Here is a 23,869-nt window from a genome sequence, read left to right on the forward strand (position 1 = left end):
GACTCATAAAGCCCTTCTCTTGAAAACAAGATACAAGCCGGCAATTACAAAGGCCACCCCAAAAAAAGTGTATAAACTAAGGGGTTCTTTCAACAGTATAGACGCAATAATAAAACCGGATATCGGGCAAACAAACAACCAGAAAGAAGCTTTAACAGGATTATCTTTCAATAAGTAAAGCCACAATTGCACTGCGGCGATGGAAACAGGTATGGCCAGCCACAACACAGAAGCAATCCACTTAAAATCGAAAATATTTTTATCACGGTGATACGTTACTAATAATACCGGCAAAAGAATAATGCCACCCGCTAACGTTTGCCAGCCATTGATGGTGAGAATATGAAGATCGCTCCATTTGTTTTTGGAAAAATAAATTGCACCTGCTGAGTAAGAAATCATGCTGATTAATAAAATTGTTATACCCATTGGCGTTGCATAACTATCTTTTATTAATGGGTAAGCCGCAATTATGATACCTGCTGTACATAACAATAAACTTATAATAGTAACCATCTTTATCGGCTGCCGAAACCATATAGCTGCCATAATACTAATCAATACAGGACTGGTTCCTACTGAAAGAGATCCTAATCCTGCGGAAACATTTTGCATAGCGGTGACATATAGGCCCAGGTAAATACTGATGTTCAGCAAGCCATAAATAACCAGTTGCTTCCATTCCTGTTTTTGCGGTAAACGCTTACCCAATATAACATGAGCTATAAAAAGCATGATAGCACCGGCAATAAAAAATCTTGTAACGGCAATTACAAATGGCTGTGCAGATTGAAGCCCGATCTTTGTGGCAGCGGATGCTGATGACCATAAAAGTGCAAAGAAAAATCCTGCTACTATGAAACTAAATCTATGGGTCGGATTGCTTTTCAATTATCCTGGTATTTGAAGGAGCGCAATATTATAAAAAAATATGCACTTGGTAATTAATGCTAGGCCATGCCGCCCCAGCGGTGATTCTTATGTGTTGATCCGAATCATTACATACCCTTCAGTAATCATTTTATTAAAATTGAATAATTGTGAACTTTACGGGTGTGAAATAAAGAACAGAATAATAAACTAAAAACTTACTATCATGAACGACGAAAAAGATAATCAACTCTGAAAGGAGGCGAAGAACAGGGCAGGATGTAAAATACATCTCATTATCTATCTTATTATAAACGGAATCCTTTGGGGTATTATGGTTCTTTACAGCTGGAGTAAATTCATATGCATGGCTGATATGGCCAACGGTGGGCTGGGGCATTGGTGTAACTTTTAATTATTTCGGTGTATATAAATTCAACCACACCGCGGAAAATGAATACCAGAAATTAACAGGAAACCGGCATGGGGTGTATAAATTAACCTGCTGGCAGAATGATGGACATTATTGAATGGTTTGGTATCAATTTATTTTAATTATAAAAGTCGAAAGATGGCTTTTTGTAATAGAGAAATAACACAATGATTCAACAGATTTAATGATCACAGTATTTTTACGCAATATTATGCAAAAGAACACGTTTTAGTAGGCAAATACATTAATCGTAAGCGAAACCCAGCTCTGTAACATTTAAAAGTGGGTACGCACTTAAACAACAAAAACCATTTTTTACCGGCTTTATTTATTTATTACTTATTTAAAAATTTTACATTTATCGACAATTTTTTACAAATCCATTTATGAAAACACTTTTTAGTAAACGGGCATTTCTTTTTTGCCTGGTTGCATTCTTCACTGTAAGTGTAAATGCACAATTCACCGAAACTTTTGAATCGCAAACCCCATTTCAAAACACCTTTAACAGCAATGGGCAAGCGTTTTCCCTGACTAACGCCTTTACAATTTATAGCTCCAGGTCTGGCTTTGGCTACCAGCATTCCAACCGGTTCGTAGATAACAGCAACCTGGTTGCCACTAACCAGGCCAATTCAATCAAAACTACTAACGCGACTGCGTTTACAGTAAAAGACTTTTGGCTATACGTTTCCGCAGATGGAGGTAATAATCCTTCGGCAGATGGCTCCATTATTATTACAGGAAAACTTGCCGGGGTAACCCGTTTTGCCATCACTAAAACCGCAGGTTTCGGTACATCCTTTGTGCCGGATAATGGTTTTTCCAATATTGATCTTACAACGGAAGGCGGCGTGGATAACAGTAATATACCCATTGACGAAATAGAATTTCAATTACAAGGAAATTTTAATTATATCGGCATTGATAATTTTACATGGGCACCCCAATTGGTTTTGCCGATATCTCTAATTTCTTATTCTGCAACGCTAAGTGCCACGCAACAGGTAGTATTAAACTGGCAGATGGCGAATGGGAATAATACCAGCCAGTTCATAATTAAAAAAAGTAGCGATGGCAGAAACTTTAAAGAAATAGGATCAGTAAGTGCTGCGGGTAATAATAATGCTGTGGCAAGCTACAACTTTATAGATGCTTCGCCATTCGGGAGCGCCAATTACTACCTTCTTGCAGAAGTAGACAAAGATGGGCAGGTAAGGCAATTGGGCGTTAAACAAATAATACTTTATAACCGGTTCAGTTCTGCTTCTATGTATCCTAACCCGGTAGCAGGAAGTAGTTTTACATTACATACCAGCCTATCTGCGAATACTTTTAATAGCTACCTGATAACCGACATCTCGGGAAGAATTGTGCAAAAAGGAGATATAATTGCAACCCGGCAAAAGATAGATGTTCCTACGCTAGCTACTGGTAGTTATACAATACAATTGAGCGACGGCGAAGTAATTAAGTGGATAAGAAATTAACTGTGTAAAAGGGCATCTTTTTTACCGGACGAGGTGGTTACGGCGCTTGCTTCGTCATTTGAAGGAACCGCCATAGCTATTCCTTGCTATTTGCCATGGGAATTCCCATGGCAAATAGCAAGGAAAGTAGCAATATTTCAATAAGAAAAAATAAAATGTTGTTTTTGCAATATTGGAGAAAAATAAGTCGATTTACGGGATTCTATCCGTATCAATTTATTTCGTCAACTGCGTGGTCACTCATCGAAGACCTGGCCATTAGCAATGCGGCGACCGAAAGTATTGCTGCTGACGCAAGATAATATCCAACATATCGAACGCCGTAGGCTTCTGCAAGCTTGGTGGCCAGATATGGAGTAAGCGATGCTCCTAAAATTCCTGCCAGGGTAAAAGCGAGGGACGTTCCTGTATATCGAACAGGTATGGGAAAAATTTCAGCCAGCGCAGTCCCCAAAGGGCCATAGGTAAGCCCCATGAGAAACATACCAAGTATAAGAAATATAACAATTAACGTCCAACTGCCTGGTATGAATAGTTGTGAGAATAGCAGGCCAAAAATGAAAACGGCGATCGTTGCAACAATCATCGTGTTGCCGCGGCCGTAGCGATCAGCTAACCTGCCTGCTATCAGAATACCTATTGCAAAAAACAACATCGACACCGCTTGCGCTCCCAGGAAGCCGCCGTGCCCGTAATGAAATATAGCAGTGCCCCAGCTTAACGCAAATACCGTCATTAAATAGAAGAGTAAAAAATTGGTAATGGAGGCAAAGGTTCCCAGGAACAGGGCTTTTGTATGTTTAGTAAATACATCTATTATCGGCAACCTGACCCGTTCGTCATTTTCAATGATCTTCAGGAAATCCGGCGTTTCAATAAGTTTCAAACGCACATACAGCCCTACCCATACTAAAAGGGCACTTGCAACGAACGGAATCCGCCAGCCGAAATTCATAAATTGTTCATCGCTCATCAGGTTGCCCAGTATAAGAAATATGCCGGTAGAAAATATAAAACCGAGCGGTGCGCCAAATTGTGGAAACATTCCATACCATGCCTTTTTGCCCGGCGGAGCATTTTCAGTAGCAAGCAGCACAGCGCCACCCCATTCTCCACCAAGACCAACTCCTTGCCCGAATCTTAATAATGCTAATAGAAGAGGAGCTGCAATACCGATGGAACGATAGCCGGGAAGGAGGCCAATAGCTACCGTTGATGTCCCCATGGTCATCAGCGCTGCAATCAGCGTAGACTTACGTCCAATACGATCGCCGAAGTGCCCGAATAATGCTGCACCGACCGGCCTGGCAAAAAATGCCAATGCAAAAGTTGCCAATGATTCTAAGATTGCGGTGGTTTGGTCGGCAGCCGGGAAAAAAAGCTTTGGAAAAACCAGTACCGCAGCTGTACCATAAATGTAAAAATCGAAAAATTCAATGGTCGTGCCGGTAAGGCTCGCCAACAATATACGGCGGGTGCCGTTTCGCGAACTTACTTCAGTCATAAAGTCAATTTTCTAATAACGAGGCAGCAAACTTAAGGGATTTAATATAGTTATGTCAACGTGAAATTAATGTTTCTATCATTCGAAAGAAGAGACATCGAATGGAACTTAAAGAGAAAATTTCAACGAGCTAAATAAACTGCCCTGCTACATATTACTTTCCTGGGAATCTAATTATCAACCAGTGCCAGGTCTATGATCGTAAGCGTAGCAAAAAAAAGCTATAATGGATCTGCTATTAACTGTTCATCTGCGGATGTTCAACTAACTACTGCTCCCAGTGGAGGAATCAGTACATATAGATATTCTATTAATAACGGTTCATATTTTCAGCCGGTAATGTATTTTGTAGCTTGAGCGGCAGACGAAACTAGGTTGCGGTATTAGAAGAAGACCTGCTATAGTTTGAAATAATTGTAGATCATCGGGGTTGCTGATCCTCCAGAATTACATCATCAATTTTCCTGTTCTTAAGGATGTTAACATAGCTCAAAGCAAGATGGTTATTGTAATTTTCATATGCTTTTTGTGCCCACTGGATTGCTGAATCAACATCGCCATTTATTTCATTTATAATTGCCATGTTATAACAAGCCCTGCCTGCAATTTTGCGCTTAGGGTTATTCACTTCGGCCTGCCACAACTTTGCAGCGCCATCCCAATTACCCGTCCTGGCCTTTCGGGTAGCGATTTTAAAACTGGCGGAGCCTCTTACGTAATAGTCTCTTGTAACTCTTACCCATAAAGGAATTATATTGAAAGCATAATCATGCCCGGCAACATTACCTACTTCTTTTACTGCTTCGCGTCGGTCAGTTAACGCCTGTGCCGCCAGCAGGGGATTTATGCCTCTTGCATGGAAAGTGATCGTTCTGTTTATCGAAGCCTCATCAAGTATGTTTTTGCCTCTCACTTCATATATTCGCCATCCTGCATTTACAATGGTATGCATATTGGCTTGTTGTTCTATCGCGGGCACATTGCCCAATACAGTTTTGATGGTTGTCTTATTTACAGAATAATCTATTTGTGATTTTGTGTCGAAAAGCTCGAGTGAAAAAAGCGCATCGGCATTATTGTCGGAACAATATTTTTCAATAAGATCCCAGGGAAGCGGAGCAGGAAACATGCCCGGAGCATCGGTGGTCAGGCCACTGTTGGTAAGCAATGTAACTTCATCAAAACGATTATTTTTTTTTAGTTCATCTGAGAGGCCGGTGATAGTAGCCTGTGAGCCTTCCTTATCAAGATTGGGGCTTTCGAGGGAAACAGCTTTATCAATTACATTAAATACTTTTGATTTTTTTGAAACTTCGGTCCTGTTTACTACCACTACGTTCTTTATGTACGGTGGCAGCGTAACGGGTGCAGGCTGCAGAACGCTTATGTGAACCAAATTGGTTGAAGCGCAGGAAGAAAATGCAATAATTATTATTACATTAATGAACAGATTTTTCATAACATTGAATTATTGTATTTATGAAAACGCTTTTATAGCGCCTGTAGTATTAGTTTCCGGCTCATTTTTCCCCGGATCTTCATCTTGCAATCGGCCACAGATCAATTTGGCCAGTAAAAGAATTAGAAATTTTTAATTTGTGATCTGCGGCCAAGTATGACAACAACTGAAATAGAATCCTGCATTGAATCAGCGGAAGAGAACTCCTTACTCTACGAAGAAAAAAGCTTTGATAAGCGTAGTGAGGCCATAGATTTCATAGAGTTCCAGGTTTTGGACCCGATAGAAGTACTATCGCAAAAATCAATTCAGCAAGATGAACTGGTTTTGCTGAAAGATCGAGCTGAAAAAGTAATATTCGAACTGTATAAAATTGATATTAAGCTATTTCAAAAACTTAAGAAAACTATCCGAACAAAGGGATTAAATGCAACAGCGTTCAAAAGCATGGTTAGTGAATATTTCGATTTTGATTTAACATATAAAAAGAAGGTTAAAGAAACAGGATATGACAATCTGGACATCTTCATTAATGGATTATTGCCGTGTGAGACTATTCCCGAACAGGCTAAACCGTTAGAACCTGAAATGGTTTATTATCAAAAAACGCCGGCAAGAATTATTTTTGAAATAGTGGAGCAAGCTCATTTTATAAAAGAAGATGTTTTTATTGATATAGGTTCTGGTTTAGGACAGGTAGCCATCCTGGTGAATCTCCTCGCCGGAATTAAAACCAAAGGAATAGAATTCGAGCCATCGTTCTGCAGCTACGCAACAAGTTGTGTTATGGCGCTTAAATTACCTAGTGTAACCTTCATGAATATTGACGCACGCAAAGCAGATTATTCGGAAGGAACCGTTTTTTTTATGTTCACGCCTTTCAAGGGTGAAATGTTACAAGATGTCCTGGAAATTTTACGGAAAGAATCTTTGCTTAGGAAAATTAGAATCATCACCTACGGTCCTTGTACTGCAGAGGTGGAACTGCAAAGTTGGCTGCGTTCTGCCGCTCCAAAAAATGAGAATATGTATAAAGCAGCGTTTTTCACGAGTTGCTGAATTATTCAAGTGATTGAATAATTACGTTCCTATAACAGTAAAGGACAAACGTAGTAAGTTTAATAACAAGGTTGGCGTAATTTATTAAAGAAAATGACAGGAGAGAATGTTTGTAAAAGATTGCCGGAAAAGGAAATAAATAAAAGTGAACTGAATTACCTGACTATGAATAATAACGACAGAAAAAGAACAATAGATAAGAAGAATATTTTCGCAATTATTGGAAGCGCAGCTGAGAACTCCTCAAATCTTAAACTGGTAAAAGCTTTAGCTCATATTACTGAAGACAAATTTAACTTAACGGTATTTGACAACTTAAGAGAATTGCCACATTTTAGTCCTGAACTTTCAATTGGAAAGGCGCCAAAAATAATACTCGACTTTAGAGAGAGTATTAACCGTGCAGACGGACTTTTAATTTGTACACCGGAGTACGTGTTTAGCATTCCATCTGGTTTAAAAAATGCTATCGAATGGTGTGTTTCAACAATCGTATTTTCAAACAAACCAACGGGGCTCATTACTGCATCTGCCGATGGGAAGAAAGGACATGAAGAATTACAATTAATAATGAAAACGGTTGAAGCAAAATTTACCGAACAGTCGACACTTCTTATTCAGGGTATAAAGGGAAAGATAAATGAACAGGGAACAATTACCGACAGCAAAACAAATTTAGATTTTATGACTTTTATTGAAGCATTCGAAGAACTGTTTAAAAATTCCGGCGACACAAAGAACATAGATGCTGTGGAGGTTTAACGCCAACGTATTTCCTCAATAAAAAGAAAAAATGTTGAACGTTGCTAATTAAGCGTTCCTAAAAAAATTATTAAATTTTCCTGCAATCCCAGATCGGCACGATAAATGTTTTAATTTACCCGCATGCCCAGAATCTTTTTTACTTTACTTCTTATTGTATTAGCTAATTGCTTGTTTGCGCAATATGTACATTATTCGGATACAAGGAATATAAATAGTAAAACAGAGGCAGCCCCGCCTGCACCAAAAGCAGCGCCAAATATTATAAAACAAATAGTAAAGGATACAGTAAGAGATACGGTGAAGGTTGTTGTGCACGATACAGTAAAGGTGATAATACGAGACACTATAAGACTTGCCGTAAGAGATACTGTTAGGCTAACCGCAAGGGATACCGTAAAAATTATAGTTCACGATACGGTAAGAGTAGCCGGGGAAAAAATTGTTTATCATAAATGGCCCGATCGATGTCCTGGTCTTTCAGGCGCGGTCCCTGTCTTAACGAATTATGTTCCTAAAGACATTGTTCCCAAAATAACAGAAATATACAAAGGACATTTATATTCCATCACCAGTATAAAGGTGGGCAATAACAAACTTAACTATAAATTAAAAGTTTGCGAGAACGGTGAAATTAAGTTTGAATATGCAGACGAGAATGGTGATATTATAACCAAATAAGTTTTGGGGAATAAAGCACCTTTCGCTTTAAATTCGATGTTGTGGGCCACTTTCATTGAAATATAAAAACTTTTATATAAATCTGGTCTTCTCTTTCGGTAAAGTGTGTGGAAGATGTTTGACGCTTAGTGAAATACCTTTGTTTCCTGGATCGGCGTACAATGCTCAGATAATATTTCTACTTTATCTCCATTTTTAACTACAACAATACTGCAACGCTGATCTTCATCAAAAGGGCTACCACGGTACATTCCCTTCCCTTTCCACCTGGTGCTTACTATGGCAGTATTATCATAAATAGTGGTCTCAAATTCGCTACGGCTCATATCTTTTAATAAATAAGACGATTCGCCTGCCGTGGCTACCACGCTGTCCCTGCTGAATGTGCCACCACTTCTTGTAAAATAAATATAAGAAGGCGATAATACAGAGTCAACTTCCTTCATGTTCTTATGCTCCCATCCATTATCAAACCGGTTTATAACACTAATGACTTCACCTTCTGTGAGGGAGGCCTGCTTGGGATTACAGGAGTCAAAAACTATTAAAAGAAAAAGGCTAAATAGAAATTTTCTCATATTACATTGAAATCTTTGTTGTTAGAAAATTGAAGATAAGAATTTTTTGTACTTGCACGTAACGGTTACGCTGATATGGTAATTGTTTTATGTGGTAAAATGATTTTAAATACAACAGCGCTAAATACTTAAAACAGTAGTTTTCAGTATCAATCTCCAAATAGAATTTGAAAAAAAATTAATATATAAAAAACGAAGAAAATTTGCATTTGCTGTAAAACATTTTTACGTTTACAGTGCATTATATTTATTTACCAAACCTACATATCGAATCCCTTAAGCTTTAAATAATCTCCTCGTAAGTAAAAACATTGTTGCCTGGAATATAAATGTTTCTGATAACCAAAATATCCGGCTGCATTAACCCCTAAATTATAAAGGAAGAAATTTATGGAGCATGGCAGAGTGTTAATACCGGCACACGGCTGTAAAAGCATTAAAAAAATCGTTTGTATTTTTTTAATCATTATTGTATCTAATACTTCCTTTGGCCAACAAAATTTTGAAGCGAAAAAAGGAGTGCTGGACCTTCGCAACTGGAGCTGGAAGAAAAACGGGATAACGGATTTAAATGGCGAGTGGGAATTCTATTGGAAATCGCTATACACCCCTTCATTTTTTGATTCGTCGAAAGCAAATTCTGCCGTATATAGTGTGGTTCCGGGTTTTTGGAACAATCTAATACCCGGAAAGGGATTACTTAAACCAGGCTTTGGCTACGGCACTTACCGGTTGAAAATATTGTGTCCCGCATCCAACGAAAAGTTGGCGCTGAAATTTTTAACGGTTGGCTCTGACTACAAATTGTTTGTAAATGGTACACAGGTTTTGCAGGAAGGAAACGTAGGCACCAGCAAGGCAACTTCCATTTCTGCGTTTATGCCTGCTGTAATTCCCGTTATGCCAGAAAATAATGAATTAAATATTGTTATCCAGGTTTCAAACTACACCTATGATGAAGGCGGTCTATGGGACTTTATAAAACTGGGAACAGAACAACAGATAAATACTTTTCATATTAGAAATGTGTCGCGTGATTTTTTTATTGCCGGCAGTTTTTTCCTGATGGGCATATTTTATTTTGTAATCTATTTTTTTTACAGGCGCAGATTATCGCCTTTATATTTTAGCATATTTTGCCTGCTGCTTGCCATAAGGCCACTGGTTACTGATGAATTGGCTATCAATTATATTACAGACTGGAACTGGAATTTGATAAAACATATTGAGTTTGTATCTCTCTATTTAACAGTTCCCGTGCTATCGCTTTTCTCTTATGAATTATTTCCAAAAGAGTTTTCAAAAAGAATACTACGTTATATCTTAATAGCAAGTGTTCCGTTTGTATTTATGGCCCTGTTTACTTCTCCTTTTGTATTTCGGTATTTTTTGCATCCTTTCGAAATATTTATATTGCTGACTGCTTGCTATGGCTTGTTTGTATACACAAGGGCGGTAAAAAACAGGAGACCTGGCGGTATCTATTTTTTAACGGGTTTTGTATTTCTTTTTATAACATTTATAAACGATGTACTATACACCAATCTTATTATTGAAAGTATTCACCTGGTTTATGTGGGTCTTTTTCTTTTTATTATTTCGCAGGCTATTGCTCTTTCAAGACAATTTTTCTGGACCTTCTCCAGGCTTGAAATCGTAAACACTCAATTAGAAAAGATTAATGATGAGTTAAGCCGTAAAAATAATACCATTAATGAAGCAAACAAACAGCTAACGCGGCTTAACGCAGAACTGGACAGCCTCGTTTATCGTACTTCACATGATCTGAGATCACCGGTCACTTCTATTCTTACGCTTATTGAAATTATCAGGGAAGAAAAAGACGAAGCAAAAAGAAATGAATATTTCAACCTTCAAACGAAGACATTATTCAGGCTAGATTCTTTAATATCGGATACACTGGATTTTGCAAAAAATAAAAGAGTGGAATTAAATTATGAGCCGGTTGATTTCAGGGAATTGATAGAAAGTATTTTGCAGGATCATATTTTTTCTGATAATTCGGAGAATATTGCAAGGATTGTTGAGATAGAACAGCAGGGAATATTTGTAAGCGATAAAACCCGGCTAAGCATGGTAGCTAGTAACCTGGTATCCAATGCGCTCAGGTATCATAACCTCAATCAGGATAAACCCTGGGTGAAAATAATTGTAATTGCAAATAACACGCAGGCTGAATTAGTGTTTGCTGATAATGGCCAGGGTATTGATGAGAAGCATATTGATCATATTTTTACCATGTTTTACAGGGCTAATAAAAAAACAACCGGTTCCGGCATTGGACTGTATATCGTGAAAGAAGCGGTTGAAAAGTTAGGCGGCGCAATCCAAATAGAGTCGAAGATCAATGAAGGAACGAAATTTACTATCATCATCCCCAACCAGGGAAATGAATCAGCCCGGGACTAAGAATGATCTTTATAATAACTTTAAATAAAAAAGTATCGCCCGGAAGCGATACTTTTTTATTAATGTCTTCAAGGGAACAATTGAAATTTATTTATCCTTATCAGTTTTATTTTTAACTTCTCCTGTAGTGGTGTTCACCTTGGTTTTATGTTTAACACCATTTTTTTCCCTTTTTACTTTATAACCATTGTGATGTTTGTGTTTGCTAAAAGTGTTGTGTACTTTTTGCCCTGCTGTGGAGGTTTTTTTAACCTTGGTTTGCGAATCCTGGGCCTGTGAAGCAAGGCTGAAGCTTACAACAAGAGCTACAAATAATAATAATTTTTTCATCTTTTTCATTTTTTGTTTAGTATACAGGTATATAATCAATTAGCCTGCCACATTAATTTTCACCGAAATTATTTCGCCGTCTTAAGCGGAATTTCTCCCGGCATTTATAATGCCAAACGAGCAACGCATTGCCAGCTTTTCGTAAATGTCTTTTACCGGATTGGTAATCAGTTCTTCTTCCAACTCGCGGATATTTGAAATGGCAAACTGCTGAATGGTGACTAATGGTAAAACTATTTTTTCACGCATGCCTATAGATTGTTGCTCAACAGCATAGTCAGCCATCAATTCATTTTTACCGGAAAGCTGGAATAGATATTTTTCAGTAGTTACATATTCCGTATAAATCATGTTCCATATATCTGCATACTTTTCGTCTTTTGATAAATATTCAGTTAATGGGAAAAAACATTTCTTCATTGCCATTTCGCAATTGTCGATAAGCGTTTTAAAAAATAATGAATTCTGGTATAAGGTTTTTAATTGATTGAATTTTCCTTCTTTTTCCATTTTTTGTAAAGCTTCGCCTACGCCATAAAAGCCGGTAACATTTTGTTTCAATTGGCTCCATGCGCCTACAAAAGGTATGGCACGCAGGTCTTCAAAATTTATTTTATTAGAGCCTCCACGTTTGGAAGGCCTGCTGCCTATATTGGTTTCACCATAAAATTTTAGGGGGCTTATATGGATTAAATAATCCATAAAATCAGGATGATTTTTAAGCCTGCTGTAAGCATTAAAACTTTCATCAGCCAGTTCCTGCAATAAAGCCTCTTCTTCTTTTTCCAGGGTAATAGACTTGTTTGAAAATATATCATTTGAGATGCCTGCATGAATTAATTGCTCAATATTATATTGAGCTGAATCAATGGTTCCAAAGTTGGAGCTAACGGTTTGTCCCTGTATGGTTAATTGTATTTCTTTGTTGGAAATATTTTTACCCATAGAAGCATAAAACTTATGGGTTTTACCACCACCTCTTGCAGGCGGACCACCACGCCCGTCAAAGAAAACAACATTAATATTGTATTCTTTTGAAACCGCCGTTAATTCTTCCTTTGTTTTATAAATGCCCCAGTTACCCATTAAATATCCGCCATCTTTAGTGCCGTCACTAAAACCAAGCATAATAGTCTGGTTATTGTTTCTTTGCTTTAAATGTTGGCGGTAAGGTTCATTCTCATACAACGCTCTAACAATTTTTGCTGCATTCTGCAAGTCTTCAATTGTTTCAATAAGCGGTACAATGTCAACATTTAATTCTTCTTTTTTCCATCCGCATAAAATGAAGAGGCCATAAACTTCGAGTACATTTAATGCACTGCTGGAATGGCTGATGATATAACGGTTGCAGCCCTGCTCGCCATTGTATTCCTGTATTAATTTAATTGCTTTTATACTTTCGATTGTATCATTAATTACAGGGTCCTTGTAATCTTTTTCTGCAAGCACTTCGTTATTATTACTAAGCAACTCAATCTTTTTTTCGTCGCTTAATTTTGAATAGTCTGCGGGTATTACATTTCCTGCAGCCGCCAATGCCTGGAATACTTTTTTATGAATAGAACTGTCCTGCCGTATATCAATTGAAGCGAAGTGTAATCCAAAAACATTTATTTTGTTGATGAGGTTATCAACGAGGTGCAGAAACAATCCGTTATGCTGGTAAATAAGCGTTTGCCTTATTGTATTTAAAACTTCAACAATTTCATTTTTGGTTAAGCGGGTTCGGTTACCGGGAATAAAGATATTGTTATACAATTGTTTTTCAAGGTCCGATAAAAGAACATCTACTCCTTTGAAAGTGAGGCGGCGCCTGAGTTTCCGTATTTCAAGATAATAGCATTTTATAATGCCACCCCTTAATGCATCAGCAACTTTTAATGTTATTTCAGTATTTACAAAAGGGTTACCATCCCTGTCGCCACCGGGCCAAAAGCCCATTTTGATAATGGGATTATTTTCGTGTACGGCATCTGGAAATTGGCTTTTTAAGAAAGAAAGAATTCTTCCGGCAGCAGCAAAAAAAACATTTTCGAGATACCATATCAGGCTCAATGCTTCATCATAAGGTGTCGGCTTTTCTTTTTTAAAGAAAGGCGTTTTACCTAATTGTTGCAGGTACATGTTAATCTGAGCAGCATTATTTTCTGATAATGATTTTGAAAGATCATTAATAATGCCCAACACGGAACCGGGGTAAAATTGCGTGGGATGCGCAGTAAGCACCAGTTCAATAGAAAAATCTTCCAGCTTTTTTGCCAGTTCAGTTTCTTTATTTTTTTGAATTACTTCCAGCTCGAGTTGCTTAAGAGTACCTGCGCCGCCGGTATCATGCACGTGAGGAAAAGCGGCATCTTCCAATGCATCAAATAATACAACCTGCCTTTCTACAAATTGTGTAAAGCGAAAAAGCAAATCAAGTTGATCTGCCTGCGAAGTAAGGGAAGTGTGTTTTTTAAAAAATTCCTTGATGATTTCTGTGGGGCTCAGTTTCTTTTTATAGCCTTCTTCACAAATATTTACAAACAGTGATAAAAGAATACCTGTCTTTTCAATGCGGTGAAAAGGTAAAGACGTAAAAAGGCTGTTATACAGTTGAAACTTGATGCCAACGTAATTCTTAAAATGCTGCAGCCCACGGGAAGCCTGGTTATCCATAATCAATAAAAATTAAAATACCTGCCCTCCGGCAAGCGGGTTAAAAAAGCAGCAATCGTATCGGGGCATGAAAATACTTCAAAATTTTCGTTTAAATTTTCTCTTTACAATCAATTAGCTTAATTTCGGCCTCCATCGTGGTAAACAACAACAATTATATCAACCCGTTTATTTCAGCAGCAGTGATTTTCACTTCTACTACCACAGTTATTACAACCCGCAAGGGTTAAACATTTCCATATAGTCCCCCGGGCTTTTAGCCGTTTCAAAATCTAAAAATGTTATTCATTTTAAATTCTTAATTCTCAATTTTTAATTCATATATGCAAGTTTTAAAATTCGGCGGTACTTCAGTTGCAAATGCAAAAAATATAAACACAGTAGTTTCAATTGTACAGGAAAAATTAAAAGAAGATATAAGAGTAGCCGTTATTCTTTCTGCCCTTGGCGGTATTACAGATGCGTTGCTGGAAGCGGCAACACTTGCATCTCTTGGTGATATTACTTACAAGGAAAAATTGCTGGCAATAGAACAGCGGCACCTCGCAGTTGTAAAAGAATTAATTCCGCTCGATAAGCAAAGCAGTGTATTAAGCATGGTTAAAAAACGCTGTAATGAAATTGAAGATACCTGCAACGGGGTTTTTTTGTTGAAAGAATTATCACTTCGCACAAAAGACTCTATCGTGAGTTATGGCGAATTATTATCATCGCAAATCTTTGCGGCGAAATTAAAATCTCTTGATATCAATAATACCTGGAAAGATGCGAGGGATCTCATTATTACCAGTTCTGATTTTGGAAACGCAACTGTTGATTTTACCGTAACCAATAAAAATATAAAAGATTTTATAGCTACCGTTGATAGCCCGGTTATTATAGTTCCCGGTTTTACAGGTAAAGATAAAAGCGGAAACACTACAACTTTGGGAAGAGGTGGTTCTGATTATACGGCTGCTATTATTGGCGCCGGCATAGAAGCTTCTGTTGTTGAAATATGGACCGATGTTTCAGGGATGATGACGGCTGATCCAAGATTGGTTTCCAATGCAAAAATCATTCAGGAGATCTCTTACCAGGAAGCAATGGAATTATCACACTTTGGTGCAAAGGTTATTTATCCGCCAACCATTCAGCCATTGATGAATAAAGGAATTCCGGTAGTTATAAAAAATACTTTTGCTCCATCCTATCCGGGAACATGGATCCATAATGAAATAAAAAAGAACGGTAATAGCATTCGCGGAATTTCAAGCATTAATAATCTTTCTCTTATAAGCCTTGAAGGAAGTGGTATGGTTGGAATTCCCGGATTTTCAAAAAGATTATTTGAAGCCTTGTCCAATGAAAAAATCAATGTTATTCTCATTACGCAAAGTTCATCGGAGCATTCTATTTGTGTGGGAATTGAAGAAGCAAATGCCGACAGGGCCAAGACAGTTATTGATGAAGCCTTTGCTTATGAAATAGAAATTAAAAAAGTAGAGCCGCTTGTGGTTGAGAAAGGTTTGGCAATAATTGCCCTCGTTGGCGACAACATGAAAAATCACCCCGGCATCAGTGGGAAAATGTTTGGTGCATTGGGAAGAAATGGTGTAAATGTAAGAGCCATTGCTCAGGGTTCTTCTGAAAGAAATATATCTGCAGTAATTGCATTAACTGACGTAAAGAAAGCAATTAATGTATTGCATGAAGAATTTTTTGAAACGACTTATAAACAGGTAAATCTTTTTATAACCGGAACAGGAAATGTAGGAAGCAAATTGTTGGCTCAATTGCAACAGCAACAAAAACATTTACAGGAGCACCTTCGCTTACAGGTACGCGTAGCCGCAATTTCCAACAGCAGGAGAATGTTGTTTAATGATGAAGGAGTTGACCTTTCTAAATGGAAAGAATTATTGCAGGATGGCGAGGCCATGGATATGAATGAATTTATTGCAACCATACAGGAAAAGAATTTACGCAATTCCGTTTTTGTGGATGTAACGGCCAATGAAGCTATTGCAAAATCATATCCTGAATATTTGAAAAAAAGTATTTCCGTTGTTGCCTGTAATAAAATTGCCTGCTCTTCATCTTACGAATATTATAAAAAATTAAAAGACCTTGCAAGAGAATTTAATGCTTTATTTTTATTTGAAACCAATGTGGGTGCAGGTTTGCCTGTTATCGGCACGTTAAACGATTTATTAAGAAGCGGTGATAAAGTAAACAGGATAGAAGCTGTATTAAGCGGCACACTTAATTTTGTTTTTAATAATTATACCGGTGAAAAAAGTTTTGCAACGGTAGTCCGGCAGGCACAGGATGAGGGATATACAGAGCCCGATCCGAGATTGGATTTAAGTGGTACGGATGTAATGCGCAAGATCATGATATTGGCGAGAGAGTCAGGGGAGGAGTTGGAAATGGAAGATATAAGCAATGAATCATTTATGCCGGAGTCGTGTATGAAAGGAACGGTTGAGAATTTTTATAATGAAATGGAAAAGCATGAAGATCATTTTTTACAATTAATAACGAAGGCAAAGCAGGAAGGAAAGAAATTGAAATTTGTGGCGAAGTTTGAAAATGGTAAAGCGGCCGTTGGTTTGCAACATATAGATCCGCAACATGATTTCTATCATTTGTACGGAAAGGATAATGCAGTGCTTTTTTATACCGACCGTTATACAGAGCAACCATTAGTTATTAAGGGCGCAGGTGCCGGAGCCGAAGTAACTGCGTCTGGTGTGTTTGCAGATATAATAAGAGCGGCAGGATGAAACCCTTGACCCCTGATGGGGCAACAATATTTAAAAGAATTATACAAATAGAATATGCAGAAACAGGAGCAAATAGAAAATGTAAGTAGTTCCCCTTTAGGGATTAGCAGTGTTACTGTGCATGCACCTGCAACTATTGCCAACCTTGTTTGCGGCTTTGATGTGTTGGGACTTGCCTTGAATGATCCTTATGATGTAATGAAATTATCCATCAGTGAAACGCCTGGGATACGCATTCAACATAATGATGTTTACAACCTGCCAACAATTCCTGAACAGAATGTTGCGGGAGTTTCTCTTTTAGAAATGATGCAGGAGCTCGATAGTCATTATGGCTTTGATTTAGTAATTGAGAAACATATAAAACCCGGTAGTGGCCTTGGTTCCAGCGCTGCGAGCGCTGCTGGTGTAGTTGTAGCCGCTAATCATTTACTGGGAAATATTTTTTCAAAAGAAGACCTGGTGCGTTTTGCAATGGCTGGCGAAAAGCTGGCCTCCGGTGTAAAACATGCTGATAATATTTCACCCGGTATTTATGGCGGTATTACTTTAATACGTTCTATTTTCCCTTTGGATATAGTTTCTTTAACGGCGCCGCCTATGTATGTTGCAGTGGTTCATCCGCAGATAGAAGTAAAAACTTCAGATGCACGTGAAATTCTTCGTAAGGAAGTATTGCTGAAAGACGCAATTAAGCAATGGGGGAATATTGCAGGGCTTGTTGCAGGTTTTATGAAAAATGATTACGGATTGATTAGCCGTTCGCTGGAAGATGTGATCATTGAGCCTGTCCGCAGCATGTTAATTCCGGGCTTTGATGATGTAAAGAAAAAAAGCGTTGATGCGGGAGCGTTAGGTGGTGGTATATCCGGTTCCGGCCCTTCTATTTTTATGTTGTGTGAAGAAAAAAACACAGCGTTAAAAGTTGAAAAAATAATGAAAGATATTTATGATAATACCGGATTAAAATATCACACTTACGTAACCACTATAAATAATGAAGGAATTAAAGTGGAAGTTAATAATCATTAAATAAATAAAAATTAATGCTCAAGCCCGGCAAGACGACGTTTTTAGTTCCCTCTCCACGGGAGAGGGGTTGGGGTGAGGCCAAATTTTACTATGCTTTACTTCAGTACGAATAATAACGCTCCAAAAGCCGATTTTAAAGAAGCAACCATTAAAGGTCAGGCGCCTGATAAAGGACTGTATTTTCCTGAAACGGTTCCCGTGTTAGATAAAAGTTTTATTGATAACATCAATAAATATTCGAAAGAAGAAATTGCTTTTAAAGTTATTCAGCCTTATATAGGCGATCTAATACCCAAAGCTGAACTGGAAAGGATTGTGGCAGAGACAATCAATTTTGATTTTCCTCTGGTTAAGGTTGAAGAAAATATTTTTTCACTCGAATTATTTCATGGGCCTACGCTTGCATTTAAAGACGTTGGCGCAAGATTTATGAGCCGTTGCCTTGGTTATTTTGTAAAAGATAATAATAAAAAGGTTACCGTTCTTGTAGCAACTTCAGGAGATACAGGTGGTGCGGTTGCCAATGGTTTTTATGATGTAGATGGGGTAGATGTGGTAATATTATACCCGTCAGGAAAAGTAAGCAGTGTACAGGAATTGCAATTAACCACATTAGGAAAAAATATTAAGGCTCTTGAAATTGATGGCACATTTGACGATTGCCAGCAAATGGTAAAGCAGGCTTTTGCAGATGGAGATTTGAATAAGCAATTATTTCTTACTTCTGCCAATTCCATCAATGTTGCAAGATGGTTGCCACAACAATTTTATTATTTCTTCGCATATACCCAATGGGCTGATAAAAATAATCCTCCTGTTATAAGTGTACCCAGTGGTAACTTTGGTAATATTTGTGCGGGACTATTGGCGCATCGTTCAGGCTTACCCGTTAGTCATTTTATTGCCGCCTGTAATGTAAATAATGTTGTAACTGAATATTTGGAAACAGGCAATTATTCGCCTAAAAAATCTGTAGCAACCTTATCCAACGCAATGGATGTAGGCAATCCAAGCAATTTTGTTCGCATACTTGAATTATTTGATAAGGAATTCCAATCGCTTAAAAATGTTATGAGCAGTTATTCTTTTTCTGATGAAGAAACAAAAAACATTCTTAAAGAAGTTTATTTAAAAGATAATTATTTATTAGATCCCCATGGAGCTGTTGGCTATGGTGCGTTAAAAAAATACTTACAACAATATCCTCATTTAAAAGGAATGTTTTTAGAGACAGCACATCCCGTAAAATTTTATGATGTAGTAGAACCGATCATTAATGAAAAAGTGCCAATGCCTTCTGTTATAAATGATCTTTTTAAATTGACAAAGAAGAGTGTAAAGACGAAAGCAAAGTATGAGGAATTGAAAGAGTATTTATTGGCTTAATAATTTGAACCCTTAATGTTATAGCAGTCATGCTTTTCTTTAATTTTTAATAATAAAAATGAAATAAATTTGCATAAACTATTTTATTTCTTATGAAAAATATTTCAGTATTAATTATTTGCTTGGCAATTACTTTATTCATTGCATCTTGCGGAAACCAGGAGGCGGGTAAAAATTTAGACGCAAACGTTGCTGCGATAGCTAATGTTGATACAATAAAATATACTCCTGCTATGGTCGATAACAAAAGAGACCCTTCATGTGGAATGCCTGTATCAGCAGGTATTGGGGATACGGTACATTATAAAGGGAAAGTGTTAGGATTTTGTTCCAAAGAATGTAAAGATGATTTTTTAAAAGATCCTGAAAAAGGAATAACTGCGGCTGATTTAAAGAAGTAAGACTAGAGTTGCATTTTTATAATTTAGCCTTACTTTAATTTGTACCATACATACGCTGCCGCTTCTTTCAAATAGACATCCCAGCCTAATAGTACGGAGGGCTGCGGAATAATGGATGACAAGCTAAACCTGCTTCTTCCGTCAACATAATTACAGGGATATGCAACAGTTGTGATTCCGGCATTTTTAAATATGAGTGAAGCTCGTGGCATATGGCTTGCAGAAGTGATAAGCAAGTAAGGAGGATTTATTTGTAAAGAATCCAGGATTTGCTTTGCGTATACAGCATTATCAAAAGTATCATTCGATCTGTCTTCAACGAAAATTACTGAATCCGGAATTCCCATTATGACAAGTTCACCTTTAGCCCATCGGCCCTCGCGAAAACTTTTATCGTCCGTTTTTCCGTTACCGCCGCTTATTAATATGTGTTTGATAACGCCAAGCTTATATAATTTTTCTGCTTGTATAAACCTGTCTGCTGTTGCATTGAAATATCCGCTTCCATCGGGGGCCGGGCTTCCGAATCCACCCGGTACAATTCCGCAACTGTAAGTAATATTTTTATCGATTGATGCCGGTAATGGCTGCCATTGTTTTGCATACCAGTCTAAAAGCCATTTGTTGCTAAACAAAAGAAAAATGCATAAAGCCATTATTCTGCAAATTTTTTTCAGTGATGCTCTACGGAAAAGAAATCCTGCAATAACTAATATAATTATCCAGTTGAAGGGCGATAAAAAAAATGATAAAACTGAAGAAGCTAACTGGCGCATATTCTTTTATAATTTATGTGAAAAGTTTAATAAAAATAAAAGAAAGATATTTCCCAAAGGTGTTATAAAAAAACAGGTCCTTCTGTAGAAACAGAACGACCCTTTACGATTGCTTGATATGAGAAATTTTAATTGTATTCGTTTGGCTGATTCACAGCTTAAAACCATTTTTCACCTTCTTTCTTCCTCAGTAGCTCTTTTATAACATGAAATTAGGCCGCATTGAAATGGGAAACTAATCAAATTATGGCTTGTTATATTATCGCAGAGGCGATTATTGTTAATGAAATGCCTTGCCTGCATTGCGTTTCGGGAAAAAATCGCGATGATGCCCAAACTGGTTTCCGGGTATATAATTTTGTTTTTTTTTAAATAAATGCGAAATAAAAAGGCGATGTAATTTTACAAAACCCGGCTCAAAACGCTTCAATGAGATATAAGTTGTAATATTGAAAGCCTTATTATTTGGCCGGCTTACGAAAAATACATAAATAACGATTTGCATGATAAAGAAAAATTACCTGCTCCTACTTTTGATTGTTACATTGGGTTGTGCACAATGGTCCTGTAAATACAAAACAACTGCCGAGCATGCTGCGAATACCGATAGTATCCCAGGAAAAAAATGGTGGAAAGAAGCCATTGTTTATCAAATTTATCCGCGCAGTTTTAAAGATAGTGACGGCGATGGAATTGGTGATTTGAAAGGAATTATATCCAAACTGGATTATATAAAAAGTTTAGGAATTAATACGGTCTGGATCAATCCCATTTATTCTTCACCGAATGATGATAATGGTTACGACGTGAGTGACTACCGTAACATTATGAAAGATTTTGGCACCATGGCAGATTTTGATTCATTATTGAAAGGCATGCATGAACGGGGAATTAAGCTGGTGATGGATCTTGTAGTGAACCACAGCAGCGATGAACACGAATGGTTTAAACAGAGCCGGAGTTCAAGAACCAATCCTTACCGCAATTATTATCATTGGTGGAATGCTGAAAAAGGGAAGCCCTCTTATCGATTTAGTTTGTTTGATATTAATCATGATGCGTGGATGTACGATTCAACAACCAATGCATATTACCTGCATTATTTTTCGCGTAAGCAACCCGATCTAAACTGGGAGAATCCAAAAGTACGCAGTGAAGTATATGATATTATGAAATTTTGGGCCGACAAAGGTATTGATGGCTTCAGGTTAGATGCGTTCCAGTTTGCTGCGAAAGACACTACATTTCCCGCGTTTCCAAAAGGATTTGAAAAGCATTTCTCATTGTACTATGCCATGCAGGGAAACCTGCATAAATATTTACAGGAGATGAATAAAGAAGTGCTAAGTAAGTATAACGTTATGAGTGTGGCAGAAGGCGCCGGCAATTCATTTGAAGATGCACATGACCTTGTGGATTCTAACCGCCATGAATTAAATATGGCGTATGCTTTTGATGGTGTTGATATTGCAAAGCCCGGTGGATATAGTTTATTAAAATTGAAAGAAGTGTTCGCCCGGTGGGATAGTGCTTTTGCAAGTAACGGATGGCTCTCAATTTTTCTCGCAAACCACGACCAGGCAAGGCTTGTAAGCAGGTTTGGAAATGACAGTCCCGAATTCAGAGCGCCTTCGGCAAAAATGTTGGCTACTTTTATTATGACGATGCGTGGCACACCTTACTATTATAATGGTGATGAACTGGGAATGACCAATGCGGGCTTTACTAAAATAGAAGACTATCGTGACATGCCTACGCTGAATGAATACCGGCATCTTGAAAGTACCGGCGGAGATATCCCAAAATTTTTGAAAGAAAAGCAATTTACCGATCGCGACAATGCTCGCACTCCTTTTCAATGGGATAGCACAGCTAATGCAGGTTTTACAACCGGTATACCATGGATAGAGGTAAATAAAAATTATAAAACCATAAATGAAGCTGCTGAAGAAAATAATCCTAACAGCGTATTAAATTATTTTAGAAAAATTGTAAAGCTGCGGAAAGAAAATCCATTGCTTGTTTATGGAAAATATACATTACTGGATAAAGATAACGATGACGTGTATGCGTACACGCGAGAACTGGACGGGAAAAAGTTTTTAATACTTTTGAACTTTAAAAGTAAGCCTGCGGCCTTTAATACAGGCATTGATATCAGTAAAGCCAAATTGCTTTTAGATAATTATTCAAAGCCTTCTGACGGCAATACTTTACAACCTTATGAAGCAGCGGTATGGGAGTTATAAGAATAGTTTTTTAATTTTTAAAATGGAATGGTAAAAGATAAATTATAAGACTAATTACAAAAACATTATTTGCCCATCCATTGATTGAAGTCATTCCGCCCGGTGACTACATCGTTTTAAAAAGTATTAATTTGAGATACATTTTAAAATAATAGTAGATGAGAAAATGCTACGGCTTTTTATAGGAAATACTCAAGAATTTTAAGCCCGCACCCTCACAGGTCTTGTTATCATTTTGGAAAGCATCACGCTCCAGTATTCTGCTTTTGCTTTAAGTAATAATAGCTCTCTCTGGGAGTTGATAAGACCATCATAAAACATAATAGAAGCAGTTTTAGCACGATTCCTGAATTCGAACTCCAGTTCAATGGCAAAAAGATTTTTGCTGTTTTCAGACTGCGTTATGTTTCCCGGTTCGGAAGTTTTATATTTTGTAACCAATTTACAATTTTGAACTTCGTTGAGCGATATCAGTGACGAATTGTATTTATTCTTAATCTTTTCAACGATCAATATTTTCCTGTGAATGCCATCAATACCGATCACCTTGTTTTGAAGCATTTCCTGACTGCAAAAAATAAGATTATTTGCGGCGCCTTCACGGCTTAGTTGTAAAAATGCACCTTCTTTTCTCTTGCGGGCCAGTCGGGAAAAGAAACTGATACAACGAAAGATAAACGCTGCAAAAAAAAGCAGGCTAAAAATTATAGTAATTGGTAACATACGAACAATTGGATTTAGAAATTATTACAGACCAATAATTGAATAACTACTTTTTTTGAAAATAATTGTTCAGAAATATAAATTTCTTCCAAAAAATTAAAGTTATTAAAAAAAGACGTATAAATACCCCGCTTTACCAGAAGTTTTCACACGTTTTTCGGAGCTTCTGCGTCTCTTTAAGAGGAATTTTACGAAGGTCCTGTGTAGGTGTTATCATCATGGGTCGGTTACAGAAATTTTGACTTTCAAACTGACATTTTTTAGGGATGTAAGACAA

The 23,869-nt window shown here is 37.4% G+C and carries 19 protein-coding genes and 1 pseudogene; 11 read left to right on the plus strand and 9 right to left on the minus strand.

What is annotated here, in order from left to right:
• Positions 1–3: 3 nt before the first annotated feature.
• Positions 4–891 (minus strand): DMT family transporter, encoded by an 888-nt coding sequence (locus tag FW778_RS15320; RefSeq protein WP_150415680.1) that lies wholly within the window; start codon positions 889–891, stop codon positions 4–6.
• Positions 892–1,220: 329 nt separating this feature from the next.
• Between FW778_RS15320 and FW778_RS23745 the strand changes: the two are divergent.
• Together FW778_RS23745 and FW778_RS15330 are read left to right on the plus strand one after the other, a co-directional pair.
• Positions 1,221–1,400, plus strand: a pseudogene (locus FW778_RS23745) (2TM domain-containing protein); the annotation flags it as partial.
• 289 nt (positions 1,401–1,689) lie between these two features.
• Complete coding sequence (locus FW778_RS15330) at positions 1,690–2,793, plus strand: T9SS type A sorting domain-containing protein (RefSeq protein ID WP_150415681.1); 1,104 nt, start codon at positions 1,690–1,692, stop codon at positions 2,791–2,793.
• Positions 2,794–3,004: 211 nt separating this feature from the next.
• On the opposite strand, the gene FW778_RS15335 is transcribed toward FW778_RS15330, so the two are convergent.
• The gene (locus tag FW778_RS15335; protein ID WP_150415682.1) at positions 3,005–4,297 is read right to left on the minus strand and encodes an MFS transporter; all 1,293 of its coding nucleotides are present in this window, start codon (positions 4,295–4,297) and stop codon (positions 3,005–3,007) included.
• Between the two features lie 421 nt (positions 4,298–4,718).
• Positions 4,719–5,756, minus strand: coding sequence for a DUF6340 family protein (locus FW778_RS15340; protein ID WP_150415683.1), 1,038 nt, complete (start codon positions 5,754–5,756; stop codon positions 4,719–4,721).
• A gap of 156 nt (positions 5,757–5,912) precedes the next feature.
• Here FW778_RS15340 and FW778_RS15345 point away from each other — a divergent pair, with 156 nt between their 5' ends.
• The 3 genes from FW778_RS15345 (at position 5,913) to FW778_RS15355 (ending at position 8,258) form a co-directional block, all read left to right on the plus strand.
• On the plus strand, positions 5,913–6,815 hold the full coding sequence (locus FW778_RS15345) for a class I SAM-dependent methyltransferase (protein WP_150415684.1): 903 nt from the start codon (positions 5,913–5,915) through the stop codon (positions 6,813–6,815).
• Between the two features lie 93 nt (positions 6,816–6,908).
• On the plus strand, positions 6,909–7,577 hold the full coding sequence (locus tag FW778_RS15350) for an NADPH-dependent FMN reductase (protein ID WP_235906281.1): 669 nt from the start codon (positions 6,909–6,911) through the stop codon (positions 7,575–7,577).
• A gap of 123 nt (positions 7,578–7,700) precedes the next feature.
• On the plus strand, positions 7,701–8,258 hold the full coding sequence (locus FW778_RS15355) for a hypothetical protein (protein WP_150415685.1): 558 nt from the start codon (positions 7,701–7,703) through the stop codon (positions 8,256–8,258).
• A gap of 125 nt (positions 8,259–8,383) precedes the next feature.
• Here the strand turns inward: FW778_RS15355 and FW778_RS15360 are convergent, their stop codons facing one another.
• Positions 8,384–8,836, minus strand: a complete 453-nt coding sequence (locus FW778_RS15360) for a DUF4440 domain-containing protein (protein ID WP_150415686.1) — start codon at positions 8,834–8,836, stop codon at positions 8,384–8,386.
• Between the two features lie 390 nt (positions 8,837–9,226).
• On the opposite strand from FW778_RS15360, the gene FW778_RS15365 reads away from it, so the two are divergent.
• Positions 9,227–11,266: a sensor histidine kinase gene (locus tag FW778_RS15365; protein WP_150415687.1), complete on the plus strand. Its 2,040-nt coding sequence runs from the start codon at positions 9,227–9,229 to the stop codon at positions 11,264–11,266.
• Between the two features lie 87 nt (positions 11,267–11,353).
• On the opposite strand, the gene FW778_RS15370 is transcribed toward FW778_RS15365, so the two are convergent.
• Together FW778_RS15370 and FW778_RS15375 are read right to left on the minus strand one after the other, a co-directional pair.
• Positions 11,354–11,596 (minus strand): hypothetical protein, encoded by a 243-nt coding sequence (locus FW778_RS15370; protein ID WP_150415688.1) that lies wholly within the window; start codon positions 11,594–11,596, stop codon positions 11,354–11,356.
• An 81-nt stretch (positions 11,597–11,677) separates the two neighbouring features.
• Positions 11,678–14,257 (minus strand): phosphoenolpyruvate carboxylase, encoded by a 2,580-nt coding sequence (locus FW778_RS15375; RefSeq protein WP_150415689.1) that lies wholly within the window; start codon positions 14,255–14,257, stop codon positions 11,678–11,680.
• A 323-nt stretch (positions 14,258–14,580) separates the two neighbouring features.
• Between FW778_RS15375 and thrA the strand changes: the two genes are divergently transcribed.
• The 4 genes from thrA (at position 14,581) to FW778_RS15395 (ending at position 19,844) form a co-directional block, all read left to right on the plus strand.
• Positions 14,581–17,025 (plus strand): bifunctional aspartate kinase/homoserine dehydrogenase I, encoded by a 2,445-nt coding sequence (gene thrA, locus FW778_RS15380; RefSeq protein WP_150415690.1) that lies wholly within the window; start codon positions 14,581–14,583, stop codon positions 17,023–17,025.
• Positions 17,026–17,079: 54 nt separating this feature from the next.
• Positions 17,080–18,057 carry a homoserine kinase gene (locus FW778_RS15385; protein ID WP_202552277.1) on the plus strand — a complete coding sequence of 326 codons (978 nt, stop codon included), beginning with the start codon at positions 17,080–17,082 and terminating at the stop codon, positions 18,055–18,057.
• 90 nt (positions 18,058–18,147) lie between these two features.
• Complete coding sequence (thrC, locus tag FW778_RS15390; protein ID WP_150415691.1) at positions 18,148–19,443, plus strand: threonine synthase; 1,296 nt, start codon at positions 18,148–18,150, stop codon at positions 19,441–19,443.
• A 92-nt stretch (positions 19,444–19,535) separates the two neighbouring features.
• Positions 19,536–19,844: a YHS domain-containing protein gene (locus FW778_RS15395; RefSeq protein WP_150415692.1), complete on the plus strand. Its 309-nt coding sequence runs from the start codon at positions 19,536–19,538 to the stop codon at positions 19,842–19,844.
• Between the two features lie 29 nt (positions 19,845–19,873).
• Here FW778_RS15395 and FW778_RS15400 read toward each other — a convergent pair whose 3' ends face one another.
• Together FW778_RS15400 and FW778_RS15405 are read right to left on the minus strand one after the other, a co-directional pair.
• Complete coding sequence (locus FW778_RS15400; RefSeq protein ID WP_202552278.1) at positions 19,874–20,500, minus strand: YdcF family protein; 627 nt, start codon at positions 20,498–20,500, stop codon at positions 19,874–19,876.
• Between the two features lie 400 nt (positions 20,501–20,900).
• The gene (locus FW778_RS15405) at positions 20,901–21,125 is read right to left on the minus strand and encodes a hypothetical protein (protein ID WP_150415694.1); all 225 of its coding nucleotides are present in this window, start codon (positions 21,123–21,125) and stop codon (positions 20,901–20,903) included.
• On the opposite strand from FW778_RS15405, the gene FW778_RS15410 reads away from it, so the two are divergent.
• Positions 21,124–22,869, plus strand: a complete 1,746-nt coding sequence (locus FW778_RS15410) for a glycoside hydrolase family 13 protein (RefSeq protein WP_150415695.1) — start codon at positions 21,124–21,126, stop codon at positions 22,867–22,869. The genes FW778_RS15405 and FW778_RS15410 overlap by 2 nt on opposite strands.
• 201 nt (positions 22,870–23,070) lie before the next feature.
• Here FW778_RS15410 and FW778_RS15415 read toward each other — a convergent pair whose 3' ends face one another.
• Complete coding sequence (locus tag FW778_RS15415; RefSeq protein WP_150415696.1) at positions 23,071–23,592, minus strand: hypothetical protein; 522 nt, start codon at positions 23,590–23,592, stop codon at positions 23,071–23,073.
• Between the last annotated feature and the right edge of the window lie 277 nt (positions 23,593–23,869).

It is taken from the genome of Ginsengibacter hankyongi, assembly GCF_008710285.1.
Lineage (GTDB): Bacteria > Bacteroidota > Bacteroidia > Chitinophagales > Chitinophagaceae > Ginsengibacter > Ginsengibacter hankyongi.